The organism is Streptomyces sp. NPDC046915, from assembly GCF_040644935.1.
Taxonomy (GTDB): domain Bacteria; phylum Actinomycetota; class Actinomycetes; order Streptomycetales; family Streptomycetaceae; genus Streptomyces.
Map to the genome: position 1 here is coordinate 682085 of NZ_JBEYXB010000002.1, position 20528 is coordinate 702612.

The window sequence follows — 20528 nt, forward strand, 5'->3', positions numbered from 1 at the left end:
GGTCGCTGGGCGGTGGTCAGGACGCCTCGGCGACGACGTGCGACGGTGATGGTCGCTCACCCGGCACAGAACGTACACAGTAAAAGCCAAGAACGATCACATAATTGTCATGGCATTGGCAAAAAGTCTTGAGGGTCGGTCAAAGTACTTCCTAACCTCCCGTCCTGGATCACGCCGACCACGTGACCTTTCATTCAACGGATCATCAAATCCGTTTCATACGGGGGGACTTCTCGCGTGAGTGTGAGAAGAACGCTGACGCTTGTCTCGGCTTTCGTCGCCGTCATGGCGTTGTTGGTGACCGGCGCGGTCGCCGCGGACGGCATCGGTCCACACGTGTTCCACGGAGATCTCTGGAACCCGAAGCCCCTGCCCGTCACACCAGCCGTCGGCGACCATCCCCTGCGAGCCCCTCAGGCAGTCCGCCCCCGCGGATACCGCGCCCTCACCCACTACCAGCCCATGGTCAAGCCGCGCGGGCCGCAGGCCGGTTCCCGCACGGTGGGGTTCGAGGCGAGGCCGGTCAAGGCGGGATCCCTGCCCGTGTGGGTGGCGTCCGCAGAGAAGTCCGGTAAGGGCAAGACGGACAAGGCCGCGCGGATCAAGGTGCAACTGGCCTCCCGCAGTCAAGCGTTGCGCGCAGGAGCGGACGCCGGGCTGCTGGTCGGCCTCGGTCGCACGAAGTCGCCCACCGCCAAGGTCCGCGTCGTCGTCGACTACTCCTCGATCGCCAAGGCCTACGGTGGCGGTTACGGCTCCCGCCTCACCCTCACGCGCCTTCCCGCCTGCGCCCTCACCTCCCCGCAGCTGCCTGCCTGCCGCACCCGCACCCCCCTCAAGTCCACCAACCGGGCCACCGCCGACCAACTGACCGCCACCACCAGTGCCGACTCGGCGGTAGCGGTCACCTCGGGCAGTCGCGGCTCCCAGGGTGACTACTCCGCGACCTCGCTGACCCCAGCGGGGACTTGGCAGGCCAGCGGCACAGGCGCGTACACGTACTCGTACCCGATCGACGTACCCGCAGCCGTCGGCGACACCGGGCCCGCGGTGGCGCTGTCGTACGACTCGCAATCCGTGGACGGCGAGACCTCCGCCCGCAACTCCCAGGCCTCCTGGATCGGTGACGGCTGGGGCTACCAACCGGGATTCGTGGAGCGGGCGTACCGCCCCTGCGGCTCACTCCTCGACTCGGACGGCAAGAAGGTCCTCAAGGGCTCGGGTGACGAGTGCTGGGGCGGCGACAACGCGTTCGTCTCCTTCGGCTCCCACTCCGGCCGCCTCGTGCCCACCACGTCTTCCGGCGCGCCCGGCGAGACAAAGGAGTTCAGGCTCCAGGGCGACAACGGCACGGTGGTGCAGGAGCTCTCCGGCGCCGCCAACGGCCTGCACGACGGTGTCTACTTCCGGGTCCTCACGACCGACGGCTCCGCCGCCTACTTCGGCGCCGACCACGCCCCGACCGCACCCGGAACCGCCGGTACGGCCTCCTCGACCTCCGGCGACGACTCCACCCGTGCCGCCTGGGGCGTGCCGGTACTGCACCCCCGCTCCTCCGACCCCTGCCACAGTGACAGCGACGGCAAGAAGTCGCGCTGTGACAAGCCCGAGGGCTGGCGCTGGAACCTCGACTTCGTCGTCTCGCCGACCGGCTTCGTCCAGCGCTACGACTACTCCACCGAGACCGGCTACTACGACCTCGGTGGCGGCCAGGCGGCCGCCACCAGCGACACCGACGACACCGGCACCCTCACCTCGTACACCCGAGGTGGCACGCTCACCTCGATCTCGTACGGCTACACCCTGGACGACGAGCAGGCCGGCCGCACCCCGGCGGCCCAGGTGGCGTTCACCTCCAAGCAGCGCTGCCAGACCACGTCCACCTTCACCGACTGCTCGGCCGGAAACCTGGACGACAACACGGCCCCGCACTGGCCGGACGTGCCATGGGACCTGCACTGCGACTCGACCGACAAGACCAAGCTGCCGGACGACGCGACCAAGGTGCCGACGGACGTCTGCATCGTCTCCTCACCCACCTTCTGGTCCACCACCCGACTGGACTCCATCACCACCAAGGTGCACGTCAAGGACGGCTCCACCGACAAGTTGGTCCCCGTCGACGGCTACGACCTCGGCCAGGTCTACTCCGACGCCGGCGGCAGCGTCGACCCCGTCACCGGCACCACCGTCGACCCCAAGGACGCAGGCTCGCTCCAGGCCGTGATGTGGCTCCAGTCCATTCGGCACACCGGCGAGGACACCTACAACAACGGCAACAGCGACATCAAGCTGAACCAGGTCTCCTTCACCGGAACCGAGATCGACAACAGGGTCGACGACGACCATCCGTCCGCGCCGCCGCTCTACCGGCCCCGCATCTCCAACGTGCAGACGGAGACCGGCGAGTCGATCACCGTCGAGTACAACCAGAACCCGTGCGCGGGCAAGAAGCTCGACATCAAGCAGGCCGACTCCAACACCAACTCCTGCTATCCCGCGTACTGGACGGTGCCCGGCGACTCCAAGCCCATCGCGGACTGGTTCAACAAGACCACCGTGCACAGTGTCACCGTCGCCGACCTGACGATCGCCGCCCAGTACAACCCGGACGCCTCCAAGATTCCGGCCGGCTCCGAAGCCCAGGTCTCCACGTACTCCTACTCGGGCCCGGCCTGGCACCGGGACGACTCCGAATACACCGACGACCAGTACCGGACCTGGGACCAGTTCCGGGGCTTCCGCACCGTCACCGTCCGCACCGGAAAGGCACCCGAGCCGGTCACCCAGGAGACCACCACCTACCTCCAGGGCATGGACGGCGACTACAAGGCGGACGGCACCCGCCGCTCGGTCGACCTCGACGCCATCGTCGGCGGCAAGACCGTGGAAACGGTCACTGACTCCGACCAACTCGCCGGCACCGCATTGCAGTCGGACACCTACACCGCCTCGGGCGGCACGGTGAACGCCTCCACCGTCAACGGCCCGTTCACCTTCACCACCACCGCCCACGCCGACCGAACCCCGTGGACCGGCTGGACCCAAGACGACAACCCGGGCGACAGCAAGCCGGACACCTCCACGCTGCCCGACCTCACCGCACACCGGATCCAGGCCGGCCAGAGCCACGGCTACGCACTGCTCGCCGACGGCACCTGGCGGCACACCCGCACCGACGCGGCCTACGACGACCAGGGCCGCGTCGATTCGGTCGACGCCCACGGGGACGTGTCCGTGCCCGCCCAGGAGAAGTGCACCAGCACCGACTACGCGACCCCGGCGTCCTCGGCCGGCAACAGCATGCTGCTCTCCTACCCCTCCCGGATCACCACGGTCTCCGGCCCGTGCGGCACCAAGCCCGGCACCGACACGCTGCTCTCCGACAAGAAGATCTACTACGACGGCGACGGCTCCATCACCGCCCTCGGCGCCCACGGCACCCTCACTCTTCCGCACGTCACCGGTACCCAGATCGCCACCGGCTACGGCAGCGACGGCGCCGAGAACTGGCGCACCACCAGCGGCATCGCCTACGACGGCGCCGGCCGCGCCACCGACACCCTCGACGCCGCCGGCAGCGCAACGCACACCGACTACACGCCCCCGTGGAGCAAGACGGGCGGAAACACCAACCCGACCGGCATCGCCTCCACCAACCAGAAGAAGTGGAAGGTCAGCTCCACCCTCGACCCGCTGCGGGGCTTGACCACCGAGAACGTCGACGCCAACAACCGCGTCACCGACATCACCTATGACGCCCTCGGCCGCCGCACCGCCGTCTGGCTGCCCGGCCGCGACAAGGCCACCCAGAGCGCGAACATGAAGTTCGCGTACTCCATCAACCCGGGCGCGGTGCCCGCCCCCGGCGGCACGATCACCCAGCCCGGCGACCCGACCTCGGTCACCACGCGCACCCTGCGCGAGGACGATTCCTACTCGACGTCCATCAGCATCTACGACGGGATGCTCCAGCCCCGGCAGACCCAGGCGACCGCCGACGGCGACTCGGACTCCGGCCGGATCATCTCCGACACCTTCTACGATTCCCACGGCTGGGCATCCGCCTCCTACGCCCCGTACTCCGAGCCGGACCACGCCCCGTCCACCACCCTGTACGCGGCCAACGAGAACGAGGTCCCGGCCGAGACCACGACGACGTACGACGGCCAGGGGCGCGCCACCGCGAGCACCCTGTGGCACCAGGCCGTCAAGCAGTGGAGCACGAGCACCGCCTACAAGGGAGCCGACGAGACCGACAGCACCCCGCCCGCCGGCGGCTCCTCCACCGCGACCTTCACCAACGCCCTCGGGCAGACGGTGAAGTCCGTCGTGAAGAACACCGACGCCACGGTGACCCTGAAGGGCGGCAGCGTCATCCCGTCCGGCACCTCGCTGACCTCCAGCAGTGTCCGCCTGACGATGCAGGCCGACGGCAATCTGGTGCTCACGGCGCTCAACAGCGGCAAGACCCTCTGGTCCAGTGGCACGAGCGGTAACGCCGGCGCCTACGCTCAGTTCGGCACGGACGGCAACCTCGCCGTCTACACCGCGTCCGGCACCTCGAAGTGGTCCACCGGCCTGGCCGCGACCACCGGCGCGACCCTCCAGATCCGAGCCGACTCCACCATCGCGATCGTCGGCAGCGACGGCAGCGCGATGCCGTGGAAGCAGGGCACGGCAGGCGCGGCCCCGGCCGCGGACGCCACGACCCGCTACACGTACACGCCCGCCGGCCACGTGGAGACGATCGGCGACAGCGCCGGCAACACGTGGTCCTACAAGTACGACCTGCTCGGCGAGAAGACCTCCCAGTCCGACCCCGACGCGGGCACGACGACCTTCGACAAGTACGACGTCCTGGGCAACCTCCAGCAGACCACCGACCCGCGCGGCCAGGTGCTGTCGTACACCTACGACTGGGACAACCGCCTCACCGCTGAGTACGCCGCGCCATGGTCGGCCACCCCCGACCCGGCGAAGCAGCTCACCTCCCGGCTCTACGACACCATCGCCAAGGGTTACCCGACCTCTTCGACACGCTACGTGGGTGGCGCGAGCGGCAAGGCGTACACCGAGGAGGTCACCGACTACAACACGGCGTACCAGCCGCTGGGATCGAAGCTCACCATCCCCGCCGCGGACGGCTTCCCGGGTACCGCGGGCAAGGACAGCGGCACGGTCACCTACAGCCTGGCCTCGTCCTACACCCCGACCACGGGCCTGCTGTCGACCATCGACTACAAGGCGGACGGCGGACTGCCCGCCGAGCGCGTCGGCTACGGCTACACCCTCCAAGGTGTGCTGGACGGCTTCGGCGGTGCCATCAACGTTGCCAACACCCCCGACTACCTGGACGGCACGGTCCACGACCCCTTCGGACGGGTCCTGCGGGCCAACTACGGCCCGGTCGGCAAGGAACTGGTGACCTTCGCCCAGTACGACGCCACTACCGGCCGCACCACGCAGACCAGCAGCATGGTGCAGACCTCCACCACCGCTCTGGACGTCGTCAACTACCGCTACAACCAGGCAGGCGAACTCACCGCCACCGACGACCTCCAGAACAACACCACCCATGACACCCAGTGCTTCAGCTACGACTCCGTCCAGCGCCTCACCGCCGCCTGGACGGACACGGCCGGCATCACCGATTCCAGCAGTGCTCCGGTGGGCGCGGTCGGCGGCTGCACGACATCGTCAGTACAGACGAGCGCGGCACCGGTCAAGACGAAGACGGTCGGCGGCCCGGCACCGTACTGGCAGACGTACACCTACGACCTGCTCGGCGACCGCACCGGCATGGTCGACCACGACATCACCGGCAACGCACTGGCCGACACCACGCAGGCCACGACCTACCCGGGCACGGACGCCACGACGTCAGCCACCCACCCGAACCAGGCGGGCCCGACCACCACCAGCAACCCCGCCACAGGGACGGCCACCCAGACCCCCTCGTACACGGAGTCGAACGGCAAGAACGCCGGCAACACGGTCAGCCGTGCGACGAAGACGACAGGACCGATCACCACCGGCTTCACCCTCACCGGCGGCGGCAAACTGTGCGTGGAGGAAACGGGATCCGGCGCAAAGGTCGACGTCAACACCTGTTCGGCGGCCACAGCTCAGAAGTGGACGGTCGCGACCGACGGCACGGTGAAGGCGGGCGGCTTCTGCCTGGACACCGCGGGCAACGCCACCACTTCCGGCACGGGTGTCGTCGCCGACACCTGTTCCACCGACGCCACCCAGAAGTGGCGCCTGACAGCGACCGGCACCCTCGTCAACGCGGCCAAGAGCACCCTGTGCCTGACCGACCCCAGCGCGAGCGCCACCAAGGGCACCCAGCTGACCCTGACCACGTGTGGCGGCAAGGGCCAGAGCTGGTCGACGATCAAGGCGGGTGCGCTCCCCTCCGGTCAGACGCAGACCTTCACGTACGACGCCGAGGGCCGCACCGCGACAGTCTCGACGCCGTCCGGCACGACCGACCGCACCAGCAAGTACCTGTACGACGCCGACGGCAACCTGTTGGAGCAGACCGCTTCGGCGGGCAGCACGGACAAGACCCGCGTCCTGTACCTCTTCGGCGGCGCCGAGCAGTTGACGTTGGACGTTGCGGCGAAGACCTGCACGGGCCTGCGCTACTACGCGAGCCCGGACGGCACGACGATCACCCGCTCCAGCTCTGGCAGCGTCACCTACCAGGTGGCGAACGGGCAGGGCACGGCCACGACGGCGGTGGACGCCTCGACCCTGGCGGCCACACGCCGCTACTACGACCCGTACGGCAACCCGAGGGGCACCACTCCGTCCACCTGGGTGGCACCCGATGAGAACCACGGCTTCCTCGGCAAGCCGGACGACACCACGACGGGCCTGAACCTCCTGGGCGCCCGCAACTACGACCCCACCCTGGGCCGCTTCCTCACCGTCGACCCGGTCTTCGAGGCCGGCGACCCCAACCAGATGGGCGGCTACGCCTACGCCGGCGACAACCCCGCCAGCGGCTCCGACCCGAGCGGTCTGTGTGAATACGCCGGCGAGTCGAGCGGCTGCGCCGAAACCCACACCCACAGCCACCCCACTCCAGCCCCGACTCCGAGCCCCTCGCCTAGCCCGAGCCCTTCGCCTGGGCCGCCGCCCTCGCCTCACTCCGGTGGTGGCGGGGGTGGGGGTGGCTGCCACAGCATTTTCGGCTGCATCACCCACGCCATCGACAAGGCAGCACCGTACGTTGCCACCGCCGCAGTGGCAGTCACCGTCTACTCTGCCGCGACTGTCTGTACTGGGGAGTCCGACGGAATCCTGGCTCAGGAGTGCTTCGAGTCCGCTACGACAGCTGCTGTCACCGCCTGCACAGCGTTCCTCGGTGACTGCGGGCCCGGAGCAGAAGGTGAATCGGCCAGTGACGAAGCGAGGGAGGAAGCTCCGCGCGTAACTGCCGCGAACGCGGCGGCGAAGTCGAGCGCCGCCGACAGGGCCCTCGAGGAGGCCGCAGCCGACGCCAGCGATTTGGTCAACCTTAAGCGGGCGAACGCCAAGGCCCGTGTCGAGGAGGCGGCCAGGGACGCGGACGCGGCGGCAACCCGGCCGAGCGAGCCGGACACTGGTTCGTCAGGGACCGAGCCGGCCGCCGCCGGAAAGCCGAGCAAGTGCAGTTTCTCGCCCGAGACACCCGTCCTGATGGCCAAGGGCAAGACCAAACCGATCGGCAAGATCAAAACCGGCGACAAGGTCGAAGCGGCAGACCCCAAGACGGGTAAGCACCAAGGCTCGCACACCGTCACAGCCACCTATATCAACCACGACTATGACCTCATCAATCTCCGCATCCGCCTGGCCAGCGGGGTCAGCACCACTCTTCACACCACGGCCAAACACCCCTTCTGGGACGACACCCTCCACACCTGGGTCCCCGCCGGCGAACTCAAGCCGGGCCATGCCCTCAACACCGCTACCGATCAGCACGTCTACATCGCCGCCGTCATCGAACGGCCCGGCGATCGCGACATGTACAACCTCACGGTCAGTCGGCTCCACACGTACTATGTGCTGGCGGGCGGCACGCCGATCTTGGTGCACAACACTGGCTGTCCGAATCACGTTGCAGATGTGACGGTTTACGATTCCCACGGAGTTGCACGTGGCGCTAGTCCCGGGGAAGAGGGTCCGGCCACATATTGGGCTGGAAATAGGACGCCCGAGGAGGCGGCGCAAGGGCCGTGGAAGGGTGGGATGGCTACCCACACCGAAGCGCGTGCAACTCGTGCGGCTGGGTCTCCCTGGCCCTACTGGAAGACCGGTGATGATCCACTACTGGGTCGGGCTCCGGCGACGCCTGGCGACACGTACTATGTTGAAGGCCAGTTGCCCCCGTGCAGCTGGTGTCAGGTAGCAATGGAAGAGGCCGCCGGAAACACTGGAACGAACTGGGTCTACACCTGGATGGATGAAAGTGGAGTCCGGCAATTCTGGTGGCGAGGGCCGGGTAGTTAGGAGATTTCAGTGATCTCGTTTGTCGCCCAAGCGGCTGGTATCGAAGAGCATCCTCCCCTGGTCCTGGTGGGTTTCGCTGAGTCAGCAGACGGCGGCGGCCGTGCCTTCCACTTTCAGTGCGACCTCCGGAGGAATGAGTACGAGGAAGGCAGTAACTGGCCGGAGGGCGAAAGCTACTGCGTGTCCAATGAGGGTGGATTCACTCGATTTGGCTGCGTGCGAGAAATCGAAGCTCGCGAGGATGTAATCAGGGTCATTTTCACCGAAGGGGCTGTTCGGGACCTCCGCTTGCAGGATGATGAGTATGAATTCCGTGTGGCGACCGGTGAAGTCGAAATGGCTGATCTTCTTCGCGAGCTTCGGCGGATCCTCACTTGCGGCCGACCCGAATATCATCCGCGATTCATTGGGATGTAGCTTCGTCTACACTCCGAGATAGCTATCTGGCTTTAGAGAGTGCGCGCCTGGAGTCGCAACGAGGGAGCTGACGCGGTCTCGGTGCTCAATTGCAACGGCCCCACCGATACGTCTTCGGTGGGGCCGTTGTGGTCCTGACGGCAGTAGTTGACGGCAACGTCAGCGGACGGGTGCTGCGCAAGCTGGCGGATCGCCGCCATCGTTGGGCTCGGTCGTCGTCTCTTCGAGGTTGCTGAGGGAGTGTCCGAGGAGGTCGATGGCTTGACGCTGGAGACGGAGGCGGACATGTGCGTACACCGTCGCGGTCACCCCGATGTGGGCATGGCCCAACAGTTCCTTGATGACGACGAGCTCGACGCCCTGCTCCAAAAGGAGCGTCGCCGTCGAGTGCCTCAGGTCGTGGAACCGGATCGGCCGCAGGCGGGCGTCGCGGAGCAGCGTGTTGAAGTGCCGGTTGAGAGTGGCGGGCTCGATCGGATGTCCGTCAGGCCGCGTGAACACATAGCCGCTGCCCTGCCAGGCTGAGCCTGTCTGCTCCTTCTCACCGGCTTGCAGCTCGCGGTGTCCGCGCAGGGACGTGACGCAGGAAGCCGGCAGGGCGATGCGCCGCTCTGAGCTGATGGTCTTGGTCGGCAGGGTGGCCAGGCCGCCGCTGGTGGTGCGCTGAAGGGTCCGGCGGATGGTGGCGGTGCCGCCGTCGAGGTCGAGGTCTTCCCACCGCAAGCCGAGAAGTTCGCCCTTGCGCAGACCAGTGCGGAGCGCCAGCTCGAACAGCGCGGCGAGCCGATGGCCCTGGGCGGCGGCAAGGAATTGCCGGGCTTCGTCGGCGGTGAGGGGGTTGAAGCGGCGGGGGCGGGGTGTGCCGGTGCGGACGTTGCGGGCGACGTTGCGGGGTATCTCCTCCTCGCGTACGGCGTGCTCCAGGGCGGATTTGAGCACGGAGTGGATGTAGGCGAGCGTGAGTGGGGAGAGGCGCTTGCGGCAGCACTGGCCGAGCGCGCAACAGCGTGGACGGCGGCTGGCCTGCGCGTTTGGGTTGCGTCGGGCGTCGATGCCGCGTGTACAGCACTGGCAGACGGTCCGCAGTTCGTTGAGCCAGGTGCGGACGTCCTTGGCGGTGAGCTTGGCGAGCCTCTTCCTGCCGAGGCCGGGGATGAGGTAGTGCTCGACGACGGCAGTGTAGCGGGTGTGGGTGGTCTCGCGGAGGTGGTGGACGGCGACGTTGTTCAGCCAGTAGGTCAGGTACGCGGCCACGCTGTCTTGGGCACTGATGACAGGGACGCCCCGGTTGCTGGCGGCGATCTTCTCGGTCAGCTTCGCCAGGGCCTCTTTGCGGGTGGCGCCGTAGACGCGGATGCGCTTGCGGGTGTTGCCGGGACCGAGGACGTATGCCGCGGATTCCCAGCGGCCGTCCTTGCGCTGGTAGACGGTGCCCTCCCCGTTGGCGCGAGTCCTCTTGCGCGGTACGGGCATCAGGCTGCCTCTTCCAGGTGATGACGGATGTATGTGTCGAGGGCGGAGGCCGGGATACGGCGGGCGCGGCCGATCGTGAGGGAATGCAGTCGGCGGGAACGGATCAGGTCGTAGACCGTGGAGCGGCCCAGCTTCAGCCGTCGCATGACCTCTGGGACCGTCAGCAGCTCGTCGTCAGGCATGTGTGGGTTCTCCTTCCGTTCCGGGGGCGGGTTCGAGTGAGGCGGCGAGCCACGTCTCGGCGCCGCTGAGGCCGGTTCCGGCGAACACCCAGTGGGCGAGGACGAGCGTGGTTTCGCCGTCCTGCGTGGCGGGCGGTGTGGTCTGGGTGCGGCGCCATTCGGCGCGTGCGTCGCGGAGGGCGCCGAGGGTGGTGGAGTAGCGGCGGGACTTGGTGGAGAAGTGGCCGCGGAAGCCGAGCATGTGGGCCCAGGCCCGAAGGCGGAGGTCTTCCAGTTCCTTGCGCGCGCCGAGGGTCCAGGCGGTTCGGATCATGCGCTGGGCGTGGTCGCTGATCCGGGCCTGCGCGAGCTCGGCGAGGAAGCGGATCGGGCGGTCGAGGGTGCCGGTCGCGGTCTCGGCGCCTTTGGTGGCGTATTTGGCGATGTAGGCGGCGACGGCTCGCTCGGTCAGTTCCTGGTCGCCGTCGAAGTCGGCGGAGCGGATCGGGCGGACGTCGAGCTGTCGGCCGAACACGAACCGGTGGTGTCGGCCGTCGATCTTCGGTCCGTCGACGCGTGCGGCGGTGGCAGCGGCCCGGATGGCGTCGGTGAGCAGTTCGGCCGAGGCCCAGGCCGGGGGTGTGGTGTCTCCACCCTCGGGGCCGTCGAGGCGGATGACGGCGTGGAAGTGGACGGCACCGCGCTTTTGGTACTCGGCCACCTTCGCGAAGGAGACCCGGGCGTAGTGCCGGAATGCGCGCTGGGTGAGGCCGGCGCGCTTGGCGACCTCCCGGCGCAGGTAGATGGAGAAGCGCCGCCACAGGGCACCGGCGTGCGCGTTCCACAGCACGGCCGCCTCATAGTCGTACGTGTCCGCATCGAGCGGCGTGCCCAGGGCGGGATCCTGCTCGTCGTGGCGGAAGCCGCAGCGGCAGCTACGGCCACCCGAGGGCCGGTTGTGAACCCGGCCGAAGCTCGGCGCGGTGAACGTGGCGAAGACACGCGGGTGAGCCCCAACCCGTTCCGAGGTGCCCTTGCCGCCACAAAGTCCGGCGGTGATCAGGTGGTAGGTGTCACGACGGTAGGTCTCGGCACAGGCCGCACACCGCGTCGCCCGGCGGTTGTTGCAGCGCACCAGCAGCTGACCGGCGGGAAGCGTGGCGGAGTCCAGGTGACGCAGGACGCGGCCGATCTCGCCGGTCGTGGTGTCGACGCCGTATTCGGTGCGGTGGCCGTCGAGGCGGACGGGGTGGGTGCAGCCGCCCAGGCCGGAGAGTTGGTGGGCCAGCTCGGGCATGCTGCCGAGCGAGGCCAGCATGGAGAGTTCCGCCAGCGGGGGCGGAGTCTGCCGGGTGATGATGGAGATTCCTTTCGGCTGTTTCCACGGTTGGCAGGAGTCGGCCCCGGGGCGGCGGGATGCTTGGCGGCTTGTTGCCGCCCCGGCGGCCGGTCAGCGCCTGGAGGCGCTGCTCAGCAGGGAGCGCAGGACGACGGCGGCGATGGCCACGGACACGGCCGTGACGGCGACGGCCGCCAAGAGCGCTGTCAGGACGACGCCGACGACGACCACGGCGGCGACCGCACCCGCGTACGGGGTGAGCGACCGGACCGGCGCGGTGGGCATCGGGGCCTGCGTCTGCTGCGGGACGACGGGTGTCGTCGGCAGGGTGGGGATGTTGGGGAGCTTGGGGCGGAACATGGCGGGTCTCCTTGTCAGTGGTGGGTGCCGTTGACGACGCCGACCCCGGAGCGGGTGCCGGACTCGATGGCGGGGGCGAGGATGGTGTGCGAGAGCCAGAAGCCGAACAGCGCGATCACGACGGCGACCCAGAGGCGGATGCCGAGGAACTTGATCGCGGCCCAGGCGATGATGCCCAGGACGAAGACCAGCGGGAGCGAGACGGTCACCGGGGTCTCCTCAGCGGGCGGGGCAGCGGTGGGTGCGGGCGGCCAGTTCGGCGGCGGCGCGGCTGTCGTAGTCCGTGGAGAAGCCGCAACGCGGGGCGGTGCAGGCGGCGGTGTGCTTCTTACGGCCCCGGCCGTCGTAGTACGTGCCGACCTGAACGGGGCCGATACGGACGACGTGGCGGAAGCGGCGGTTGGTCATCAGCGGGTGTCCTCTCCTGTGAAGTCGGCGGTGTGGTCGGTGAGCCACTGCCGGATCTCGGCGTGTTCCTCGTCGGTGGCCCGGTTGATCGCGGCTTCGGCGATGGCCACGGCCTGAACGAACTCGTTGCGCCGGGTCAGTTCCGCTGTCTGCTTCAGGGCGGACTCGATGGACGGACGCATGACGTCAACCTCCTTGCTGTCAGGTGAGTTGGGCGGCGATGGCTTCGGCCATGGGAGCCGGGACGCCGAGGCGGGCGCGCAGGGTCGGGGTGTCGATGGGGAATCCGGTGCGGGTGTGGTGGTCGTCGGCGACCTTGCGGGCGTGCGCGACGAGGGCGGCCGGGACGGGCACGGCGGGTTGTGCGGGGCGTTCCGGCACTGCCTCGACGGCCGCCTCGTCCTTGATGACCCCGGCGTTGGTGGTTGCGTGTGGTTTGGGTGCGGTGTGGGCGAGGAGGGTGCCGCCGAGGAAGGCGATGGCGGGCCAGCCCGCGACGAGGATGCGCAGCCATGCCGGCGCCTGGTGCACGTCGAGCAGTCCGGCGGTGGCGACGTTCGCGCCGAGGGATGCGGTCAGCGCGATGACGAACCAAGACCACCCGGCCGCTTTCGCATCACCGGACCGGAGCCGACGCCAGGCGGCGACCAGCAGCAGGTCGACGCTGATCGGGTAGGCCCACGCTTTCCACCCGTCCTGTCCGGCGGCCGAGGCGATGTCGTGCAGGTGGGCGAAGGACAGCGCGGCGGCGATGACCGCTTGGATGAGTACCGCGTCGACGCGGGCCAGGTGGGCGCGCATGCTGCGGCTCCTTTTCCGTTTCGGGCATGGGTGGGGGTAGGGACGTGGCGCGAGGCGGTCACGCCAACCGGATGTGGGGGTGAAGATCAGTCGGTCACCGGTCGCGGTTTGACCAGCGACATGGGGGCTTCAACGGGCCGTACGGGGACGTCGGGCCGGAAGGGCTTGAGGGCGGGCAGGTCCGGCACCAGGTGTGCCGACTCGCGGCAGATCTCGGCAGCCTCGCCGAGGGACAGATAGGGGGTGCGGATACGGGACCAGCCACCGGAGGTGTCACCGGCCACAGCCAGTCCGGGCCGTTCGGGAGCGATGGCACAGGCAGCGTCGACCACTTCGGGGGCGATGTCACCGAGCGCCATCTTCGCGGATGCCTCGTCGTTGACGCGATGGCAGACCCGGCCGGTCAGCTGGGCCCGGAGCATGGTCGCTCCCTTACCCAGTTCGGCGCCGAAGCGCTGCCCGCAGACCTCCAGGTAGATGCCGGCGGCGCGGCCGAGCTGGGCGAGGCGGATGAGCTGGGTGACCATCTCGTCGCGGCGTTCCTCGTCCTTCTTCGTGGCGATGAGGAAGAGTTCGGCCACCTCGTCGACGAACAGCACGATCGGCACCGGCCGTTCGCGCCCCGGCAGGCCCCAGATGTCGGAGGTGATCTCCTCGTCCCGGGTGCCGGGCGCGATGCTCTGCCGAGCCTTGATCAGGTCGTACCGGTCTTCCATCTCCCTCACGAGGACCGGCAGCAGCTCGGCCGCCTGGTGCGGATCGGTCGCCAGTGCCGACAGTCGCGGGGCGAAGGGCGCCAGCTCCACGCCCCGCTTGCAGTCGATCCCGACCAGCGCGACCAATTGCTGTGCCAGTCCCGTGACCAGGTGCCGCTGGTACATGGACTTGCCCGACAGCGTTGCGCCGAGGGTGAGTTGATGCGGGATGGTCCGGTAGTCGCGTACGAAGGCCGTCGCGTCCTCCCGCAGCGCGACCGGCACCTTCAGATGCCCGCCACCCGTCTTCCTGGGCATCCGGACGTTGCGCAATACGTCGAAGCCGACGAGCCGCAGCTCCACGACACCGGGCTTCACGTCCGTGACGTACACGGCGTGAACCCCCCAGGCATGCCGCAACCGTTCAGCCGAGGCGGCGACGTCGGCCGGTTCCTGGCCGGGAGCCAGCCGCAGCCGGAGGCGCAGGCCGGTCGAGGTGGGCCGGATGATTCCGCGGCGAGGCGGGACGGGCCGTATCTCACGGCGGGTCGTCGCTTTGACTGCCAGCATCCGCAGCCGGGAAGGCTGGACGGTCAGGCCGCACGCCTCCATGACAGAGCCGTACGAGCCGAGGAGCCGGGCCGTCGATATCGGCAGCCCGACCGTGGACCAGTAGACGCCCGGGTGACGAGCCCGGGTGTAGGCGGCCCCGCCACCGATACCGGCGAGGGGGCCACCTACCTCCAGTAGCGTCAACCAGTCCGACATCAGGCCGATGCCTCGGCCGAAGCCGGGAAGGCGGCCGGGGTGACAGCGGCAGCGCGAAAGGCGATGCCGTGCCGCTGCTGGCCGTTGAAAACTGTCTCCCACGGCCGGGCGATCAGACCCGGCAGCGAGACCGGAGCACCGAGCGCCAGGCCCTCAGTGATGCCGCTTTCCGGAACGGTGACCTTGATCAGAGAGGACTCGCCGTCCTCGATGTAGACCGCGCCGAGCGTCATCAGCGACTCGCCGCTGACGGCGTCCTTGGCTATCTCTCCGGTCTGGCGGTCCCGAACCTTGGGTTCCGGGGCTTCGGTCAGCAGGATGGTGGCCGCCGAAGTCTCCACACGGATTACACGCACAGAAATGCTCTCCCTTGCGCGGGCCGCACACGCGTACGGCCGCATTCAGTGACGAATGACTACGCAACGGGAGGTTGACCTCATACTGACTGGGCGCGATACGCTCCAGGAGCGTTGATGCCAAAAACGCACCCGGCCTGAGTGGGTCTGCCTCCCGCTCAGGCCACATCTCTTTTCTGTGGCCCTTCCGCTTACGCACCGGTGCAGGTCTGCCTTCCTGCTCCGGCCCGTTCGCGTGTCAGCGCCGCCCGCTCCGCTGGAGGCGAAGGGGTACGCCAACATCATCCACAGTAACCCGTACTCCAAGTACTGTCTAGTACTTCAGGTACCAGTCCGTATTTCGTGTACGCCCAACTCCGCCGCCAAGGCTCGAAGTTCCTCAGAGGGCGGCTGGGCCATGGTCAGTAGATCCGCCGCAAGCTGCTTGACCATCGGCAGGGCCCGCACCATCTCGGGCGACAGCTGACGGGCCTTCACCAGGGCGGATACCGCGTCAGCGACCTGCCGGCGCTGGGCGTAGGCCCGAGCGACGTCGATCTGAAAGCGCGTCTGCCGTTCGGCGGAGAGCCCCGTCTCGTCGACGGCCTGCGCGGCCCGCAGTGCAACTCCGGCATCTCCCAGGTCGACGGCGACGGCCACCTCGTGCAAGCCGACGTTGGTCGGCCCGAACTCGGTGTTGTAGTCGTTGCGCCCGTCGCCGACCTGTTCGCCCATCCCGCGAGCGTCGCGGAGATACCCGTACGCCTCTTCGGCCTGGTTCAACCGAGCAGCGGCGACCGCCCGTTGCAGTGTCAGCGCACCACGCAGCGCCACCGCCTCGATCTGCCCGGACTCCGCCAGAGGGCGCAGCGCGTCAGCCGCACTCCCGGACACCTGCGCCGCCTGCTCGAAGTGACGGGCGCCGAGGAAGACGAGCGACAGGCGGAACTCACCGGCCGCCATCAGCAACGGATCATTCGCCCGCTCGGCAGCAACCACGGCGCGGTCGACGGCGATCCAGGCCGCCTCGGGCTCCCCCATGTTCGCGAGAGCGCCGCTGCACGTGTGGTACATGACCGCCATCAGCCGGAACAGTTCAGGGCGTTCCACCTCTGCAACCGAGCGGGTGGCCGACTCCAGCTTGGGAACCAGCCCTTCGAGCAACTCGGCCAGGTCGGCGTAGTTGCCCTGATGCGTGAGCGACCAGGCCCGATCGACCTCGGCACGCAGCGCCGGAACATCAGGGGAGACGTTCTGCTGCCCGAGAACCGCCTTCAGCGAGTGGGCGGCGCTCAACACCAGCCGCAGCCGACTCGCCCCGGGCGGTTCACCTTCGGTAACCGACGCCACGATAGGAGCCTCGGCCGCCAACTCGGCTACCGGAACCTCAAGAACCTCGGCGACCTTCTCCAACACGGTCATCCGGTCGATGCGGCGTACGCCGCGCTCCACCTGGGACACCCAGGCTTCCGAGCGACCCAATAGGCCGGCGAACTCCTTCTGTGACAGCCCTCGGCGCTTCCGGTTGAAGGCGATCTTGCGACCGAGCGCCTTTTGGTACTCAGTGCTCAACGTCCACACCCTTGCCGGACACGAAGTCCAAGCGATCGACTTCCGTGGCCGAGAGGTACTGGTCCCGCTCGGAGAGGAAGGCCCGCACGTAGTCCTTCGACTCGTGCTCCTCGAAGGCGTCCTTGTCCCGGTAAAGCTCGTAGAACACGCGCTCCAGCGGACGACCGTCAACACGGTGCACGGCATAGACCACCGTTCCGGGCTCGTTCGCACGGATTTGCTCACCGGTCCGCGCCACGAGGTCATCGAACGCGGCTGCCGCCTCGTCGTCCTTGCAGGTAAAGCGCACAAACAGACCGAACATGTGAGGTCCTCTCGTCATCGGAATCCAGGTCAGCACCAGACCGTGACGAACGCTATGCGCCGAGCCGCCCGCACGAAAAGTACGGTCCCGCACTCCCAATACGCGCACATTCGGTACGGTGCTAGTACTAATTATACGGCTCTGCATGGTCCGTGTCAGCCAGTCGTCCTTGCTGGCACAGGAAGCCGCAGGTCACCCGCCACGGAGGACGCCATGCCCACGCACCAACGCACCTTCCCCGGGGATCCACAACAACTCCGCGCCGCGCGCAGCTGGACTCGCGCCACGCTCGACGGGCACCCCCACTCCGAAGACGCCGCGTTGATCGTCACCGAACTCGGCACCAACGCCCTCATGCACACCGCCAGCGGCGACGCCACCGGCACCTTCCACGTCACGCTCACCATCTCCGAGTCGGCCGTCACTGTCGCGGTCAGCGACTCGGGCGATACCAAGAGCACCCCCGCGGTCCAGCACCCATCCCCCAACGCAACTCACGGCCGAGGACTCGGCATGGTCGCCGCCCTGGCCGACTGCGTGGAAGTACAGGGCGACAACGCCGGACGCACAGTCACCGCCGAACTCCGCCTCCGGGCAAACTCCCAGGAGCCGGCACCGTGCCTGTGAGCCCCGGCCAAGACGACCACCAGTCCGACCAGCCCCAGAAGACCCACAGCGAGGCCAGCCCTGCCACCCACCGGCCCGGAACCGACTACAAACGCACACCTCGGAGACCGCCCACGCGGATGGACAAACCCCGCCGCGGCTACTGGTGCGAGTGCTGGACGCAAGATCTCACCACAGGAAAGCGGCCGGCACTCCTTGCATCCTTGGACGCCTACTCGGCACCCCAGGCCGACAGATGGGTCGCGGTGGCACTCCGCACGGTCTCACCGGCACTCGACCCAGACGCCTCAGACGAGGCATGGGCCTGGTTGTACGAGGGCCGCATCCACACGAGGCGAGCCCTGCTGCGTGCGGAGCCCTGCACGGTGACCATCACACAGGCCAGCACCCGCGTGACCTGGACGATCCGACCAGTTCTCTTCCTGCCACTCGCCCACCGCCAAGGCACCGAACTCCCACCCTGCGTAGACGACTTCAAACCCCACCAGTCCCAGGCATCCGTGTCTAGTCTCAGGTGATGTTTGACGTTCTGGTCCCAGCTGATGCTTGACGGTGGGCCTAGACAACATCGGAAACTTCACGGGGCTTGTTCGCCTTCACATGACGGACGGGAATGTCGGTGGTGCGCTGGATGACGCGGACCTGGCCGTCCAGGTGGACGGTGATCGTCGTGTCCGACACGTGCACGGTCACCGTCTGGCCTGCGTAGGGGCGGCCGAGGGAGACGACCTGTCGGCAGACCATGACGGTGCCCACCGCGCTGATGCGCCGCTGCACACGCACGGGACGGCAACGCTGACGGCAACAAGGGCGGACATCAGCGCACTCCAACGGACCTCGACGGACGGGTAGTTCCGCGCCGACCTGCAAAAACCCAGGTAGGGAGCGGTCCGCTTTCACACGTACTATGTACTCGCCGGTGACACGCCGGTGTTGGCACACAACATCAACAACCCAAACCCGAGGGCCTGTTCCACACCAGGTCAGTCGACTTACGATATTCCTGCTGGTTCGAGCGGTGGGCCAGGAGCTGGTGCGTCCATTCCCGCTAGTATGCTTCGGGACTACGGCGTCGGAAAGCAATGGAAGCCCCCATTGAACCAGCCGCTGTGTTCATACTGCCGGACTAATTCGGCACAGGCTATTGACCATGTAGAGCCTCGAGTCGGTGGGGGTGACCTTACGGATGCGAACACTACGCCGGCTTGCACGTTCTGTAACAGCTCCAAGCGTGACAGGATTGCTCCACTGAATCCGCCGCCAAACTACAGTGGTCAGTGGCCCCCTCCGTGGTGGCCGCCAAATATGCAGGCGACCGTCCCAGTCCCCAGAACAATTCCATAGGTCGAGTGCGGCGGGTCGCCAATGCGGCTCGCCGCAATCCATTTTCCGCTAATTGATGGAGTGTGTCTTGCAGGTTACGATCGACGGAATCACGTACGTCAGTCACGAGGCGCCTGCATGGAGGTGTGAAAAAAGCTATATGGCCATGGTGGATCTGACTCCTTTTGGTCTTGGTGGGATGCTTGAGCAGCTTTGGTTGCGGGAGGCCGGCGAAGGAGAAGTGTACGAGGTTTGTTGTATCCCTTACTATGCCTACGGTCTAGCGCTGGGCGATGTGGTGGGAAAGGGTGAATCGGACACCGTTGACCACTTGATCAAGAAATCGGGGCGTCGTGTCCTTCGAGTTCTCTTTGCTGAGCCTCGTCCGCTGGTCGACAGTCGAGCTCCGCTGCGTGAGGCTGTGGACGCCGCTGGTGTCTTGAGTGAGTGGAATGGTGATCGTCATGTAGCGATCGACGTCCCGGACATTTCGGTGATGCAGCCGATTTTCGACTCTGTTGAGCCGGAAATAAAGAGCGGAACGGCCTTCTGGGAGTGGAGTGATTCCAAGGGCTTCATGCCTGCGTGAAAGGGTTCTGGCGGAAGCCCCGATTTGGGGTAGTCGAGTTCTGCAGCATTACGTCCCCGGAGTGGCTGTAGCCTCTGGGGACTCTCGTACGCGTGGCGGTGTGCAGGTCAGGCGTGCTGGATGGGTTGCGGGGCATCCATCTGGTCGTCATCGTCGTCGCTGGCGTCGAGATTCTCATGCGCTGGTGCAGGAAGGCGTTCGCCCCGGCTGACCGCGATTCTGTGCACGTTGCTCAGCGCCTCGGCCAACTGGACCGCGAGCAGATGCAGTTCACCCTGCGTCCACTGACGCCCGTCTAGAACACCTCTCGCTTCCTGGAGGAGTTCACCCGCCAGCGCGAGCTGGGTCGACTCCATGGTGTCCGCGAGCCCGGACAGGTATCCGGTCCCCTCACTTGCGAGATAGCACGGCTTGCCCTCCGGCCCGGCCCAAGGCAGCAGACGCAGCTGACTCGTCGGGCTCACCATGCTCGGATCCCCATTGCGTTGAACGTCTGGGCATCGATGTCGATGCCGTCCACGGCCAACTGCACCACGCGGCGCCGTGCCCGGCGGCGTTGCTGCACCCGGCGTTCGTGCGCGACCAGGTACGGGCGGACCAGCTTGATCTCGTCACCTTGAAGTGCCGAAGAAGTCAATGCGCGGGACGGCCACGCGATTGACGCCTCCACGCAGCGGTCGGCGGATTGCTGATCTGGTCCGCGCTGGCGGCCCGGTGCGGGCAAAGGCGGCCGTAGCAGCCGCTCGAAGATGTGGGCGATACAGTGCGACATGTCGACGCTCCTTGGCAGCGTTGGACACGCTCTCGGGCGGTTCGCCCGGTCGCGGCGGTCCTGACGAGACGTCAGACTGCCG

Annotated in this window: 21 protein-coding genes; 5 read left to right on the forward strand and 16 right to left on the reverse strand. The window is 67.5% G+C overall.

Going from position 1 to position 20528, the window contains the following annotated elements:
* The first annotated feature begins 285 nt into the window (after positions 1–285).
* Positions 286–8502 carry a polymorphic toxin-type HINT domain-containing protein gene (locus ABZ915_RS07765; RefSeq protein WP_361797477.1) on the forward strand — a complete coding sequence of 2739 codons (8217 nt, stop codon included), beginning with the start codon at positions 286–288 and terminating at the stop codon, positions 8500–8502.
* A gap of 81 nt (positions 8503–8583) precedes the next feature.
* Here the strand turns inward: ABZ915_RS07765 and ABZ915_RS07770 are convergent, their stop codons facing one another.
* The 13 genes from ABZ915_RS07770 to ABZ915_RS07830 all read right to left on the reverse strand — a co-directional run bounded on the left by ABZ915_RS07770 (position 8584) and on the right by ABZ915_RS07830 (position 17135).
* Positions 8584–8898, reverse strand: a complete 315-nt coding sequence (locus ABZ915_RS07770) for a hypothetical protein (RefSeq protein ID WP_361797480.1) — start codon at positions 8896–8898, stop codon at positions 8584–8586.
* Positions 8899–9078: 180 nt separating this feature from the next.
* Positions 9079–10392, reverse strand: a complete 1314-nt coding sequence (locus ABZ915_RS07775; protein ID WP_361797483.1) for a site-specific integrase — start codon at positions 10390–10392, stop codon at positions 9079–9081.
* Positions 10392–10574: a helix-turn-helix domain-containing protein gene (locus tag ABZ915_RS07780; RefSeq protein ID WP_361797486.1), complete on the reverse strand. Its 183-nt coding sequence runs from the start codon at positions 10572–10574 to the stop codon at positions 10392–10394. Before ABZ915_RS07780 ends, ABZ915_RS07775 begins: the two co-directional genes overlap by 1 nt.
* Complete coding sequence (locus ABZ915_RS07785) at positions 10567–11871, reverse strand: replication initiator (protein ID WP_361797489.1); 1305 nt, start codon at positions 11869–11871, stop codon at positions 10567–10569. The genes ABZ915_RS07780 and ABZ915_RS07785 overlap by 8 nt, the downstream gene beginning before the upstream one ends.
* Before the next feature lie 132 nt (positions 11872–12003).
* Positions 12004–12252 carry a SpdD protein gene (locus ABZ915_RS07790; protein WP_361797492.1) on the reverse strand — a complete coding sequence of 83 codons (249 nt, stop codon included), beginning with the start codon at positions 12250–12252 and terminating at the stop codon, positions 12004–12006.
* Between the two features lie 14 nt (positions 12253–12266).
* Entirely contained in the window at positions 12267–12461 is a 195-nt protein-coding gene (locus ABZ915_RS07795; RefSeq protein ID WP_361797495.1) for a hypothetical protein, read from the reverse strand.
* A 10-nt stretch (positions 12462–12471) separates the two neighbouring features.
* A complete protein-coding gene (locus ABZ915_RS07800) occupies positions 12472–12663 on the reverse strand; it encodes a mobile element transfer protein (RefSeq protein WP_361797757.1) in 192 nt (63 codons plus the stop codon).
* The gene (locus ABZ915_RS07805) at positions 12660–12842 is read right to left on the reverse strand and encodes a hypothetical protein (protein ID WP_361797498.1); all 183 of its coding nucleotides are present in this window, start codon (positions 12840–12842) and stop codon (positions 12660–12662) included. Before ABZ915_RS07805 ends, ABZ915_RS07800 begins: the two co-directional genes overlap by 4 nt.
* Positions 12843–12861: 19 nt before the next feature.
* Positions 12862–13461, reverse strand: a complete 600-nt coding sequence (locus ABZ915_RS07810) for a DUF2637 domain-containing protein (protein ID WP_361797501.1) — start codon at positions 13459–13461, stop codon at positions 12862–12864.
* 86 nt (positions 13462–13547) lie between these two features.
* Complete coding sequence (locus ABZ915_RS07815; RefSeq protein ID WP_361797504.1) at positions 13548–14924, reverse strand: FtsK/SpoIIIE domain-containing protein; 1377 nt, start codon at positions 14922–14924, stop codon at positions 13548–13550.
* On the reverse strand, positions 14924–15280 hold the full coding sequence (locus tag ABZ915_RS07820; RefSeq protein WP_361797507.1) for a hypothetical protein: 357 nt from the start codon (positions 15278–15280) through the stop codon (positions 14924–14926). The genes ABZ915_RS07815 and ABZ915_RS07820 overlap by 1 nt, the downstream gene beginning before the upstream one ends.
* A 321-nt stretch (positions 15281–15601) precedes the next feature.
* The gene (locus tag ABZ915_RS07825; protein WP_361797510.1) at positions 15602–16840 is read right to left on the reverse strand and encodes a helix-turn-helix transcriptional regulator; all 1239 of its coding nucleotides are present in this window, start codon (positions 16838–16840) and stop codon (positions 15602–15604) included.
* A complete protein-coding gene (locus ABZ915_RS07830) occupies positions 16821–17135 on the reverse strand; it encodes an antibiotic biosynthesis monooxygenase (RefSeq protein ID WP_361797513.1) in 315 nt (104 codons plus the stop codon). The genes ABZ915_RS07825 and ABZ915_RS07830 overlap by 20 nt, the downstream gene beginning before the upstream one ends.
* A 213-nt stretch (positions 17136–17348) precedes the next feature.
* Here ABZ915_RS07830 and ABZ915_RS07835 point away from each other — a divergent pair, with 213 nt between their 5' ends.
* Both ABZ915_RS07835 and ABZ915_RS07840 read left to right on the forward strand, forming a co-directional pair.
* Positions 17349–17762 carry an ATP-binding protein gene (locus ABZ915_RS07835; RefSeq protein ID WP_361797516.1) on the forward strand — a complete coding sequence of 138 codons (414 nt, stop codon included), beginning with the start codon at positions 17349–17351 and terminating at the stop codon, positions 17760–17762.
* 119 nt (positions 17763–17881) lie between these two features.
* Positions 17882–18280, forward strand: coding sequence for a hypothetical protein (locus ABZ915_RS07840; protein WP_361797760.1), 399 nt, complete (start codon positions 17882–17884; stop codon positions 18278–18280).
* A 40-nt stretch (positions 18281–18320) separates the two neighbouring features.
* Here ABZ915_RS07840 and ABZ915_RS07845 read toward each other — a convergent pair whose 3' ends face one another.
* Positions 18321–18545: a hypothetical protein gene (locus tag ABZ915_RS07845; protein ID WP_361797519.1), complete on the reverse strand. Its 225-nt coding sequence runs from the start codon at positions 18543–18545 to the stop codon at positions 18321–18323.
* 270 nt (positions 18546–18815) lie between these two features.
* Here ABZ915_RS07845 and ABZ915_RS07850 point away from each other — a divergent pair, with 270 nt between their 5' ends.
* Both ABZ915_RS07850 and ABZ915_RS07855 read left to right on the forward strand, forming a co-directional pair.
* Entirely contained in the window at positions 18816–19106 is a 291-nt protein-coding gene (locus ABZ915_RS07850) for an HNH endonuclease (protein WP_361797522.1), read from the forward strand.
* 67 nt (positions 19107–19173) lie between these two features.
* Positions 19174–19674, forward strand: coding sequence for a DUF4265 domain-containing protein (locus ABZ915_RS07855; RefSeq protein WP_361797525.1), 501 nt, complete (start codon positions 19174–19176; stop codon positions 19672–19674).
* A 107-nt stretch (positions 19675–19781) separates the two neighbouring features.
* On the opposite strand, the gene ABZ915_RS07860 is transcribed toward ABZ915_RS07855, so the two are convergent.
* On the reverse strand, positions 19782–20141 hold the full coding sequence (locus ABZ915_RS07860; RefSeq protein ID WP_361797528.1) for a hypothetical protein: 360 nt from the start codon (positions 20139–20141) through the stop codon (positions 19782–19784).
* Positions 20135–20446 (reverse strand): hypothetical protein, encoded by a 312-nt coding sequence (locus ABZ915_RS07865; protein WP_361797531.1) that lies wholly within the window; start codon positions 20444–20446, stop codon positions 20135–20137. Before ABZ915_RS07865 ends, ABZ915_RS07860 begins: the two co-directional genes overlap by 7 nt.
* Positions 20447–20528 lie beyond the last annotated feature (82 nt).